We start from the raw sequence: 11,090 nt of genomic DNA on the forward strand, positions 1-11,090 counted from the left end.
ATGTTCATAACAAAGTCAGAGCTTAGTAGCCACATGCATATCGAAACGGTTGATGTAATCACCGGTAGCGATGATGCCATTGTTGATGCGGCCATAGATGCCGCTATCAGCGAGGCTAAGGGATACCTTACCGAATTTGACACGGAACATATATTTGGTGCTACCGGGGGCGACCGGCATCCCCTACTGGTGACATTCGTCAAGGATATTGCCGTTTGGCACCTTGTGGTCCTTAGCAACTACAATGCGGATATTGAGCTGCGCGAGAAGCGCTACAACAGGGCAATCGACTGGCTTAAATCTGTTCAGAAGGGTTTGGTGGTTCCCGACCTTCCTCGCCCCGCAGATGATGTGCCAAAAACAATAATTCATGGAAGTAATCCTAAACGAACCCAACACTTTTAGCTATGGCAACCCGAAAAGAAAGGAAACAGCTGGTGGTGAACTCCATCGTTATTAAGCCAAATAGCCGCGGCGTGCTCGACGTGGGGCAGTGGCGCATGGCGCTAAAGCAAGCCGATAGGGGGAAACGGGCTAAGCTGTACGACCTGTACGATGATATAATGCTCGATCCGGTGCTCGGCAACGCAATTGAAAAGCGCATTATGGCCATTACCAACGCCGATCTGGTTTTTAAGGGGAAAAACGAGCAGAGCGTTCCGGAGCTTGACGACCTTATTGACTCGCCCGCCTTTGAATACCTTCTCAAGGAGGTCATGCTCTCCATTTTCTACGGGAAATCTGTCATAGAGCTCGATTTTAGCAATGGATTCAATGCGTATAGCATACCCCGTCAGCATATAAACACCGTAAATGGTGTTATTACACCAAACCCGGGTGACACGACGGGCATCCCCTACACCAACGATGATTTCCTACTCGACGTGGGGCGTAACGATAACCTGGGGCTGCTCCTGAGGGCAGCACCGCTTGCCATTTACAAGCGTGGGGGCTTTGGCGACTGGAGCCAGTTTGTGGAGCTGTTCGGAATGCCCCGCCGCATAGGCAAGTACAGCAGCCACGACGAGGAGTCACGCAAGCTACTTGAAGAGGCCCTTGAGGCAGCCGGTAGCGCATCGTGGATGGTTATCCCGAAGGAAACTGAAGTGGAGACACACGAGGCATCAGCATCGCATTCAAGCTCATCCATCTACAACGAGTTTCGCCAGGCATGCAACGAGGAGCTGCTTATTACAATATTAGGTCAGACAATGACCACACAAAACGGCAGCTCACGTTCACAGAGCGAAACGCATAAGGAGGTGGAGGAGTCCATCAATAAGGCCGACCGCCGCTTTGTGCAGCGTGTGCTTAACACCCAGCTATTGCCTCGTCTGGCCAAACGTGGCTACCCGGTTGACGGTGGCTACTTCTACTTTGCCGAGGCTGGCGAGAGCCTAAGCCTCAAGGATCAGCTCGATATGGACGTGCGGCTGGTTAACGAGCTGGGGATAGCCCTCGACGATGACTACTTCTATGAGACTTACGGCAGGCCTAAGCCAAAATCGACCAAAAAACCTGTGGCTGGCGTAACGGATCAGGCCGACTCAACGGAGAACTGGTGGACGCGTTTGGTACGTTTTTTCGTGGGAGCCCCCGAAACGGGGGCAATTCACAACCGTCAAATCTGCCGGGATTGTGGTGGCACCCACCATATTAACCTTGCCGATATTGGCGAGTTTGATACCGATGCGCTTCTGCATCGTATAGCCAATGGTGATAGCCCTTATTTCGATGCGGAGCTCTTTCGCTACACCTCGGACGCCCTTATTCGGGCACTCCATGCTGGCTTTGCTACCCAAAACTTTGCCGATTTTGAGTACGGCTTTGAGCCAGACGCACTAAAAACGGCCATGGAAACCAACCTCTACCATTTTAGCGCCGCTAAAACGCTAAAGGAGGTGCAGGTTCTAAACCAGCTATTCAGGGATTCGTCTGGCTTTGATGATTTCCGCAAGCGTGCCGAAAGCGTTACAAACGTGTTTAACCGTACCTGGCTCAGAACCGAGTTCGATACGGCATATCATGTTGCCGAATCAAGCGCAACCTACTACCGTTTACTTGCTAATGTCGAATTATTTCCATTCTGGGAGTACCGTACCATTGGTGATGATAAGGTCAGGGAGGAACATGCCAGGTTACATGGTACAGTGTTCCCTGTCTTTGAGAGAGGGTCATCGGTATGGGATAATATCTACCCGCCAAATGGGTGGAACTGTCGTTGCTACGTAGTTCCCAGAATGAAGCATGAGGTAAGCAGAGAACAGATTGATGCGAGCCGCAAGCGCCTGAATGTATTTTTAAAATCAACAGAATGGCAGCGTAACGTTAAACAGGGGTTTGGCATTAACAGAGCAAAAGAAGGTTTAGTTTTCTCCGCCAATCAATCGTATATAAACAAATATTATGGTAATGAAAGCAAGTATCTAAATAAAATATATTACTTAGATTATGGACTTGAGCCAGCCGCCGGGATTGTTGCCACGCAAGCTAATGTATTAATGCCCTACAACGGTTCTGCTGTTGATTGGGCTAATATGCATCGGGTTAATACCTCAATTACCCTTTACGATTTTAGAAATCGTGCAGTAACTATTGAAGATGATAATTTCAATTTCCATACCACCAGGAAAAAATCGAATAGGACACTATTGCTTAATGCACTTGAGGAAGCGATAAAAACCCCTGATGAGGTCTGGATTAACGATTATAATGCAAGAGCAAACAAATTTGATAATTATATTCTAATAAAGTATTACAAGGATACCGTATTTGTAGCAGTAAGTCAGCTTATCGCCGGGAAATTAATGCTTAAATCATGGTTCACGTTGAATTCACTCGACCTGGAAAATATCTACAGACGGGGCCTGCTAATAAAAAAGTAGCACTTACGTGCTACTCTGGCGTATCGAGCTGGCTCGCGCTGGAGTATTCCTCAGGCACCGCTGCGGGCGCTACGCCTGCGTGGCATTGGCTTATCCGCGGCCAGCACTTAAAGCAAATATAATAAATAAAATGGCAACATTCAACGATTTATATAAATTTTTCGACCGGCTCGACCAGAATTTTTTACAGGTTGTGGTACCCCGCATTATTGCCGAAAAGGCAACGGAGTTCTACAAGCAGCGCTTCACGGTTAAGGCCGATGTAAATAATCGTCCCTGGCCACCGGCAAAGAATCCCCCTACCCGCGGATCGTTGCTGGTGCGCAGCGGCAACCTAATGGCGAGCGTTAGGCCCTCAAGGGTTACGCCACAACGTGTGGTTATATCGGCAGGTAGCCAGCAGGTACCCTATGCAGCTGTGCACAATGAGGGGGCTACCCTTACTGTGCCGGTAACCAGAGACATGCGCAAGTTCGCATGGGCCATGAAGTATAAAACCGGCGACGACCGCTGGAAAGGGCTTGCGCTAACAAAGAAAAGGTACCTGAGAATTAACATCCCCAAGCGGCAATTCATGGGACATTCAATAGTGCTAAGAAAGCTGCTTATCGATTCAATCAGGGCGGCCTATTCGAATTTCATCAAACATTAAATACAGTTTAAATAGCCATGAAAGAGCTTTACAACACCGTTTTGGCACGCCTGACCGACCGGGTTCCGGCGATACGTATGATAGATTTTGATATGGGGCAACTAGAGGCCTTGGCCAGCGACCTTAGGCCCGCCGTGGCGTTCCCATGCTGCCTTATAGACATGGAGCTGTCGTGCGAGGATAACGACCTTAACGGCCAGCTGGTTACCGCGCGGGTAATCCTGACGTTGGCATTTGAGCAGCCCCTGCCCACCGATAGCCTATCGCCGGCCATCAAGCGCAACCAGGCGCTACAACTATTCGATGTGATAGATCAGGTGCACGTTGCCATGCAGGGCTACTCAACGAACATGTTCTCGGCGTTCAGCCGGCGATCGCTCTCTCCCGATAGGCGATTTGCGGGCATACGGGTGTACAGCTGCGTATACGAGACCACCTTTACCGACGATGTGTAGCTACCAGGTATAAAATGGGTAGGCGCGCCTTAGGCGCGTAGCCGTCGGCCGACTCGCAAACAGCTCATCGACGAGTTGCTGGTTGGCGCGTAGCCTGTCCACCACCACTCGCTCGCACAAATCGAACTCCTCCGATAGCACCTTAAGGGTGTCGCTGTAGCTTAGCCCCCGGAGCTGGGCGTGGTAGTAGAACCGGTAGGCCAGCTTCTGGTCGCGCCGCTGCAGCAGGTCGGGGTTGCGCCCCTTCTGCCCGGTTCTGGTGTTCTGCTTGCTGCTAAAGTACTTCTGTAGGCTCATGTGCACAATATATGCGCTGTTTTTAAAAAAAAACTCCCCCGAAGGGGAGTTTTTTCAACACGGGCGGTTAATTATGGTATTTAATTACCTCGTGTATCTCAAGGGTATCGCGCCCGTGAAACGTCTTGATGGACTTATACCGGCTGAACACTTCAACGTGTACGCTGTCGCCAATCGCAATCAGGTCCAGCTGCCAGTCGGAGCTGTACTCGTTGTAAATGCCAAATCCGTTCCGAACGGTTACCGTGTCGCGCCATACGCCCTTGTTATCGCGGTAGCTCACCTTGTAGGTCTCCTGGTTGCCCGTAATGATTACCGAAAAGGTATGATTCCCCTCGTAGCAGGAGGTTAATACCAGGGCCATCAGCAAACTAATTAGTACTATTTTTTTCATTGCGTTTAAAATTTTACTGTTCAAATATAGTTAACTAAAATGGGATTTCATACAGCATCCCGTTATGAATTGCGTATAGGGTGCATCGCCTGCCCCTTTTCAGGCTTGTTTTAATGTAGAAGTTCAGGTCGTGACGTGTGGCTGCGTATATGGGTTTACGACCCGGAGAGGTTAACAGGTAGCCATCGCTGAGCCCCATAACGGAAAATGGGAGCATACGCCCCACGATGTACGTTCCTATTACCCCTAGCAGTACGATCAGGCATACCGCCAAGATGAGATTAATAACTGATATGTACTCCTCCATAGGTTAATGTGTTTAGGATTGCAATACCTTTTCATACATGTTTAGCTCTACCGGCTGCCCCTGTCGGATCATCTCGGCGAGCTTTATAATCTCTGCATCGCGCTGGTTTGTAGAGCGCTTTTTGGTGGCCAGCCAGGCCTCGTAGAGTATGCTGTTGCGAAGCATGATTTTTGATACCCGTTCCAGGTAACCGTTACGCTCGCGCAACGCATCGACTTCGCTTTGTAACGTGCTGCATTCAGCAGCGATACGTTTCGATTCGCTTTGATTCTGCTCCATAACGGCAAGCTTTCGGGTTGATTCAATTAGCTTCTGATGCGTATCGGCAAGGATACGCTCCGTTTCGTCAATCTTACGCGTAAGTTCGTTGTGCCTAACCTGCAGCTCCGTGTAGGACTGCTCGCGGCGGTGCAGCTTATCAATCAGCTCGTTGATACGCTGCTGCGCCTGCCGCTCAGCCTGGCTATCGTGCTGCTCCGCATTGATCTGACCGAGAGAGTACGTAATAAGACCGGTAAATAGAGCTAGGAACACTGTGAGCCAAAACCTTACGGGATTATCGAGCAGCTCATCGGCATAGCGTAAATTAAATCCACATAGCACGAGCGCCACATCGAACAGGGGGAAAACCACCTTGAGCCAGCCCCGCCTGCTGAGCCGCATGATGAGCACCGTTACCATGCTAAAGGCCACCGCACCGATAACCCCGAACAGCATATCGATAACGGCAAGCCCCTGCACCAGGTAGTGCAGGCTCTTGGAATTGATGTACGTAAGCTCCAGCACGAGTAGCGCCAACGCCCATCCCACGCCGTAGCGTTGCAGCAGCTTATCAATCATGGTGTACCTCCTCCAGCTCCTTACCCGATAGCAATCGGTATAGCTGGTTTAAATCATCCAGGCTACATGCGCGGGTGGGCACCTCAATGCCATCGGCAATCAGCTCAATGCGGCTTGTTGTAAGGAACCATAGCCCATTGTCGTTAAGTTGATAGGTATAGGTAACGGTAATGGTGCTAACACTATCAATTTGCATCTCAAAGCACACGTACCTTCGGGTAGCGTCCTCATCGATCTGTGTGCGCCTAAATCCGTAGCCCATGAGCGTTGCATCCTGTATGTAGAACCGTTCCATTGCTATTTAATTATGAGATTGCTAGTTAGTACGCCCATTAGTCCACCCAGCATGGCGCCGGTGGCGTATACTACTCGCTCAACATGGGTGCCCGCGCTTATACGACGGACGTTGAGCGTCCATAGATAGCTTATGCCGAATCCACAGGCCGCTATGCCCAACCAGGCAATACGGCTTATAAAATAGGTGTTAGCGCTCACCAGGAACACCTGTAAAAATGCTGTAACAAACAGCTTTAACAGGTTGCTGCGGGGTGCGGTAAGCATGCGTACGGGCTTGCTATTCTCCATTATAATACTGTCCAATGTCTTGTTCATGATTCATAATTTAGCCGGTAATCCGGTGGGCAAACATTATACAGCACTCATGCTAAGGGCCAGCCACTGCTTGCGCCCATACTCATCAACGTACCGCGCCTTTACGTAGGTGCTGGTGCGCGTGGGGCGGTAGGCGTCACGTATGAGCTCAACGGCCTCAATAAGCTCCGGGTCGCCTAGTTCGCTGGCCTTTTTGCTCAGGTCGAGTATCCGGTTGGCCTTTAGCACCCCGTCCTTGTTTGGCTTTAATAGGTCGCGTATTAACCCAACCAGCACTGCGCTCTCCTCATCCCTGGCCAACCTGGTAAGCCACTGGTTTACCTTTTGGATGCCCACCGATACGGTCTCATCCCAGCTATCGATGACGTTGTGCCCAATGATTATGCTCATACTGCCATCGCTTGTTGTAAATGTATGGCTCTCCTGCTCCAGCATCCTGTCTTCCGTGAGGCCAAACAGCTCCTTTTTCATGGCCAGTATGGCCTCAAAATCCCTAAACACCTTCAGCTTGGCATGCTCCAGCATGCTGCTTATATTCTGCAGCTCCCTAAAGGTTACCCTAACCTGGGCATCCTTTAGCTGCTCATAGGTCTCGCGCTCGCGGCGCTCCTTTTCCTTTTGGGCTTTTTCCTCTGCTTCCAGCTGCGCCTTTAATATCCGGCGCTGCTCATCGGTTAGATTCTTAATGTCAAGTTCCATAGCTTTAGAAATTAGTGTTCTGCAACAATTCGTTCAACTCCTTCTCAAGTTCAATTACCTGTAGCTCAATGCTCTGTGTGTCCTGCCTGACGGCTTCGTAGGTGCTGCGCATGCGGTTTTCTGGGTTCATAAGCCAGCCGTTGCGCCTTTCAATAAGGCGCTTCAGTGCCTGTATTTCCATTTCTACCACTGCCGGATTCCTTTTTTTCCTAAAGTTCATCATGGCATATTACTATATCTGGTTCGTATACTCTTGGGCGGTAGTGTGTACGGGTTCTCTTTACCCGTTGCTCTAGCGATATGCGTTTGATGAGCATCCGGTTGAGCTGGTCCTTCAGCTTTAGGTACTCCTCAAATGAGGTTACGGTTATCTCCATTTTATGCTTATGCAGCGCTATGCGGGTGTTCAGCTCATCGAGCTGGTACTCCAGACTATTCTTCTCCATACAGCTTAACATTAAATTGTTTATAAATGGCATTGCTTTTGGCATCCAGCAGCTTGAGTACACTGCTACGCGCCCTATTGTTAATCTCATCTATCCACGACTTGTCGAGGTAGGCAAGCACATGACGGGCCTCATCCACGGTCGCCGGATTGAGGTGCTTGAGGTGGTTGCGGATGTCGTCAACGCTCCCCAATTGATTAGCTAATGTTTTCATATTAGTTGAGCTTGGTTAGTTCAAATTCAATTTCGCTTACCAGGTATCTCACGCTTTCGGCGGTGCGATTACGCCTTAAGAACTCATAGTAGATCTCACGCAATCGGGATACCGGTATCTGGTTGATGCTATCGTAGCCGGCAGCCCTACAGGCAACCGCCTTAATGGTTGCGGCGCTTTCGGGGTAGTTGATGCGCCTGAGGTATGCTCCAATTACCGCCATAACCCGTTTGCGCCACCGGTCGGCATCCCCCTCCATACGGGCTATCAGGTCCAGCAGCTGGCTATCGGTTAGCTCCGCGCTGCTCTTCACCCCGTAGCTTTCCTGTATGGCCTTACGTTCATCGGGGCCTATGCCCAGCACCCGACACATGGCATGGTACTGGCGAAGTAGTTTGGCGTGTGTGTGTTGTTTTTTTGCTTTCATGGCTATGGTATTGTTGGTGTAACTTTTTCAGCGCCGGATTGCCAGATAATGTAGGGCTCACCCCCTCCGTAGCGGCTCACGGCGTAGGCCCTATATCCTTCAATGTATATCTTTACATTGGCGTCGTATCGCACGCTTCGGGCGGTTCGGCCGGCCGGCTCCTTCCCGTCAGCATGGCTGACGAACACGAATAACCTGGAGCGGAACTCATCGCGCAGCTGCTTGTACTCCCTGTAGTTCATACCGCAGTACTGCAGCGAATCGATGATGATAATGTTGGGCGCCTTGGGCCGCCGAAGCCGCTCCACCAGCTCGTCCATCGGTTCCTTATCGAGCAGCAGCAGGCGCTTAACCCCTACCAATCCATTAATGCGCACATTCCTTTTGAGCGATTCGCTGATGCCCTCCTCAAGTGAGTTGTAGGCTACCCTACCGAATCGGGTTAGATAGCCGGCCAGCTGCAGCGCAAAGCTGGTCTTGCCATTACCGCTGTTGCCCCATATCAGCCAGCTGCCGGCGCGCTCGGGCTGCCCCATAAGCGCCTGCCACTCGCCGTCGAACGGCATGGTGATCAGCCGCTTTGTATCAAGCTGCGTGGGGTTGTAGGCTCGTTTCATCAGGCTACCTGTTTAATTTTTTGTATCTCAATGTACAGGCGCGTAAGCGATCCCTGCGTTTTGTGATATAGCTCCTGCACGTTTACCAGGCCGTTAGCTTTGGCCACAATGGCTATTTGCCGGCGGCGGAATTCCTCCATGGCCTCCCTCCCCTCCGGGGTTACGCGCTGGTACCGCTCGCCAAAGCGCCTGAACAGCTCGGCGTAGCCCACTTTTTTGTTGTGCAGCTGCCGGTCGAACTTGGCGCGTAGCCCGTCGGCGCCCATCAGGTACCAGCCGCACAGGTACTCCGTGGCGTTCCATAGCGCCTTGAGTTCCAGGGTGGCCGAGTAGTCGAGGTCTCCGGCTTCATCCAGCACAATAAGGGGCTTCTCAATGCTGCGCAGATAATATACCAGGTCGGCATATACATCAGCGTACCTACCGGTGTACTCCACGCCAAACTCCCGGGCAATGGTTCTGATGAGCTTCTGCTTGCTCTTGGCCTGGCTGCAATCGATGTACACCGCATGGCGGTGCTGCCTTACATAGTGCCGCGCGGCAAAGGTTTTGCCAATGCCGGCAATGTCGCAGAGCATGGCGCTCAGGCTCCCGTTCTGGCACAGCTCCAGCTGGGCGGTAACAAACTCAAAGGTGGGTGTTATGGCGGCCACTATGGGGTGCGCATTGCCCAGGGCAACGTTGAGACGGCGGGCTATGCTCAGCCAGTTGGCATCGCTCAGCACCATCTCGGTTTCGCCCTTTAGCACCCGGCTAAGCTGCGCCGGGCTAATGCCAAGGGCAACCGCCATTTTTTTTGCCGATGGGTACTTGGACAGCTCGGCCCTTAGCCCATCGGTTATCTGCTGCTTTATGGTTGTGTTTAGCATAAGTTAAGAATTTAGTTAGACTTAAAGGCTATTTATGGCACGTGTTGCAACATCGTCGCTATTATCATCTATTTTGTCCCATTCGGGTTCAGCGGGTTCCACCTCAATGAGTTCCACCCTTATGTTGTCGGGGTCAACCTGTTGTTCGTCCTTTATCAGGGCCACCTTAACATATTTAGCAGCCAGCTGTTCTTTTTCTTTCTTAAAGAAGTGGCTCTGGCGCTTGGCCTGGTTGGTGCGTATGCGCTCGTCGTCGGGGGTACGCTCAGCTTTTGCCGTATTGTAACGCTCATAGGGTAATGCGCGTCCCAGGTAGGTTGCATCCTGGTACAGGTAGGCTTCGGCAATCGTTCCGTTGGCTTCGGGTAACCAGTAGGCCTGTACGCTGTAGTTACCCGGTTTCAGCAGCTTTAACGCATCGAAGCTCTCGATGTAGTAGTCGTTGTACTGCAGGCGTATGTAGTCGTTGTTGCGTATGCTGGTTTCGGTAACGTGGCCTATGTACCGCAGCACCTGCTCGCGCTGCATAAAGGCTTTGGGGTTAACGTTCTCCATGAGTACCTGCCAGCGGGTTTTTCCGGGATACCGCTTCTGGTTGCTGTGCAGGCTGTGGTTGTACTCGTGTATGTACTCCAGCGTGGTGGCAATGAGCTCATCCCTGGCCATCCGCGGCTGCTTCAAATCCTCGTCCTTGGCAATGTTCTTTACCTTGTAGGCATCGTGCTTGGCGTACCAACGTCCAATGGGCTGGTGCCGCTTCATGGTGCCGTGCTTGAGCATACGGATGTAGTTCTCGGCGTGCTTGTCGCGGCTTACCCCCGGCGTGCAGAAGGTCAGGTGCGGGAATAATCCCCTGAACTGCTCCTCCATGTCGCGTATCAGGTGGTTCTCCACCTGTGCCTCCAGCGGCCAGGGTAACCCGTTTGAGGTAAGATTGGCGTACATGCTGCGCAGGCAGTCGAGCACCATGGTACGATCGGGCGTGCGGCTATCGAATGCCCAGCCCACTATGGCCTCGCTGGCCACGTCAAAGGCGGTGTAGGCATTAAGCTTGTCGCCCTCGGTGGTGCGTATATTATGCTGCCAGTCGTCGAGCGTTACCATGCTGAGGCTGTACTCGGGCTTGCGGCGGCGGTTGAATGGGGTGGCCTGCGTGATGTGGTCGATCCTTGCCTTGCGCAGGCGGTCAACCACCAGTGCGTTATCGGGCTTGTTCAGCACGTTCCACACCGTGGCTTGGCTTATTATCAGGTAGTTGCCATTCCGGTCGCGGAAATCGTCGCGGTCGAACAGCTCACCCGTTTCGGCATCGGCAATCCTGAGCGTACCCGACAGGAACTGCAGGTAGTAGTCGTGCACCCACTCCCCAAAGGGTA

At 51.7% G+C, this 11,090-nt stretch carries 19 protein-coding genes; 5 read left to right on the plus strand and 14 right to left on the minus strand.

Annotated features, from left to right (window positions below):
- The 4 genes from AB6811_RS13340 to AB6811_RS13355 all read left to right on the plus strand — a co-directional run bounded on the left by AB6811_RS13340 (position 1) and on the right by AB6811_RS13355 (position 3,992).
- Entirely contained in the window at positions 1-405 is a 405-nt protein-coding gene (locus AB6811_RS13340; RefSeq protein WP_369491097.1) for a phage protein Gp36 family protein, read from the plus strand.
- Positions 406-407: 2 nt separating this feature from the next.
- Positions 408-2,885, plus strand: coding sequence for a phage portal protein family protein (locus tag AB6811_RS13345; RefSeq protein ID WP_369491099.1), 2,478 nt, complete (start codon positions 408-410; stop codon positions 2,883-2,885).
- A 130-nt stretch (positions 2,886-3,015) separates the two neighbouring features.
- Positions 3,016-3,537 (plus strand): phage virion morphogenesis family protein, encoded by a 522-nt coding sequence (locus tag AB6811_RS13350; RefSeq protein ID WP_369491101.1) that lies wholly within the window; start codon positions 3,016-3,018, stop codon positions 3,535-3,537.
- A gap of 17 nt (positions 3,538-3,554) precedes the next feature.
- On the plus strand, positions 3,555-3,992 hold the full coding sequence (locus AB6811_RS13355) for a tudor domain-containing protein (RefSeq protein ID WP_369491103.1): 438 nt from the start codon (positions 3,555-3,557) through the stop codon (positions 3,990-3,992).
- On the opposite strand, the gene AB6811_RS13360 is transcribed toward AB6811_RS13355, so the two are convergent.
- From AB6811_RS13360 to AB6811_RS13425, 14 genes are all read right to left on the minus strand, one after another.
- Positions 3,993-4,289 carry a hypothetical protein gene (locus AB6811_RS13360; protein WP_369491105.1) on the minus strand — a complete coding sequence of 99 codons (297 nt, stop codon included), beginning with the start codon at positions 4,287-4,289 and terminating at the stop codon, positions 3,993-3,995. It lies immediately after the preceding gene.
- Between the two features lie 67 nt (positions 4,290-4,356).
- Positions 4,357-4,683 (minus strand): hypothetical protein, encoded by a 327-nt coding sequence (locus AB6811_RS13365; RefSeq protein WP_369491106.1) that lies wholly within the window; start codon positions 4,681-4,683, stop codon positions 4,357-4,359.
- A gap of 34 nt (positions 4,684-4,717) precedes the next feature.
- Entirely contained in the window at positions 4,718-4,900 is a 183-nt protein-coding gene (locus tag AB6811_RS13370; RefSeq protein ID WP_369491107.1) for a hypothetical protein, read from the minus strand.
- A 102-nt stretch (positions 4,901-5,002) separates the two neighbouring features.
- Positions 5,003-5,830, minus strand: coding sequence for a hypothetical protein (locus AB6811_RS13375; protein WP_369491108.1), 828 nt, complete (start codon positions 5,828-5,830; stop codon positions 5,003-5,005).
- Entirely contained in the window at positions 5,823-6,125 is a 303-nt protein-coding gene (locus AB6811_RS13380; RefSeq protein WP_369491110.1) for a hypothetical protein, read from the minus strand. Before AB6811_RS13380 ends, AB6811_RS13375 begins: the two co-directional genes overlap by 8 nt.
- A gap of 2 nt (positions 6,126-6,127) precedes the next feature.
- Positions 6,128-6,442: a hypothetical protein gene (locus AB6811_RS13385; RefSeq protein WP_369491111.1), complete on the minus strand. Its 315-nt coding sequence runs from the start codon at positions 6,440-6,442 to the stop codon at positions 6,128-6,130.
- Between the two features lie 36 nt (positions 6,443-6,478).
- On the minus strand, positions 6,479-7,141 hold the full coding sequence (locus tag AB6811_RS13390) for a DUF3164 family protein (RefSeq protein WP_369491112.1): 663 nt from the start codon (positions 7,139-7,141) through the stop codon (positions 6,479-6,481).
- A gap of 4 nt (positions 7,142-7,145) precedes the next feature.
- Entirely contained in the window at positions 7,146-7,364 is a 219-nt protein-coding gene (locus tag AB6811_RS13395) for a hypothetical protein (protein WP_369491114.1), read from the minus strand.
- Positions 7,351-7,587 carry a hypothetical protein gene (locus AB6811_RS13400; RefSeq protein ID WP_369491115.1) on the minus strand — a complete coding sequence of 79 codons (237 nt, stop codon included), beginning with the start codon at positions 7,585-7,587 and terminating at the stop codon, positions 7,351-7,353. The genes AB6811_RS13395 and AB6811_RS13400 overlap by 14 nt, the downstream gene beginning before the upstream one ends.
- On the minus strand, positions 7,574-7,801 hold the full coding sequence (locus AB6811_RS13405; protein WP_369491116.1) for a hypothetical protein: 228 nt from the start codon (positions 7,799-7,801) through the stop codon (positions 7,574-7,576). The genes AB6811_RS13400 and AB6811_RS13405 overlap by 14 nt, the downstream gene beginning before the upstream one ends.
- A gap of 1 nt (position 7,802) precedes the next feature.
- Positions 7,803-8,228, minus strand: a complete 426-nt coding sequence (locus tag AB6811_RS13410) for a hypothetical protein (protein ID WP_369491117.1) — start codon at positions 8,226-8,228, stop codon at positions 7,803-7,805.
- A 2-nt stretch (positions 8,229-8,230) separates the two neighbouring features.
- Complete coding sequence (locus tag AB6811_RS13415; RefSeq protein WP_369491118.1) at positions 8,231-8,845, minus strand: hypothetical protein; 615 nt, start codon at positions 8,843-8,845, stop codon at positions 8,231-8,233.
- Positions 8,845-9,714 carry an AAA family ATPase gene (locus AB6811_RS13420; RefSeq protein WP_369491119.1) on the minus strand — a complete coding sequence of 290 codons (870 nt, stop codon included), beginning with the start codon at positions 9,712-9,714 and terminating at the stop codon, positions 8,845-8,847. The genes AB6811_RS13415 and AB6811_RS13420 overlap by 1 nt, the downstream gene beginning before the upstream one ends.
- Positions 9,715-9,735: 21 nt before the next feature.
- Positions 9,736-10,818 (minus strand): hypothetical protein, encoded by a 1,083-nt coding sequence (locus AB6811_RS13425; RefSeq protein WP_369491120.1) that lies wholly within the window; start codon positions 10,816-10,818, stop codon positions 9,736-9,738.
- Between AB6811_RS13425 and AB6811_RS13430 the strand changes: the two genes are divergently transcribed.
- A partial coding sequence (locus AB6811_RS13430; RefSeq protein WP_369491121.1) for a hypothetical protein occupies positions 10,792-11,090 on the plus strand: 299 nt, incomplete at its 3' end. The genes AB6811_RS13425 and AB6811_RS13430 overlap by 27 nt on opposite strands.

Origin of the sequence: Tenuifilum sp. 4138str (assembly GCF_041102575.1) — a bacterium.
GTDB classification, from domain to species: Bacteria; Bacteroidota; Bacteroidia; order Bacteroidales; family Tenuifilaceae; genus Tenuifilum; species Tenuifilum osseticum.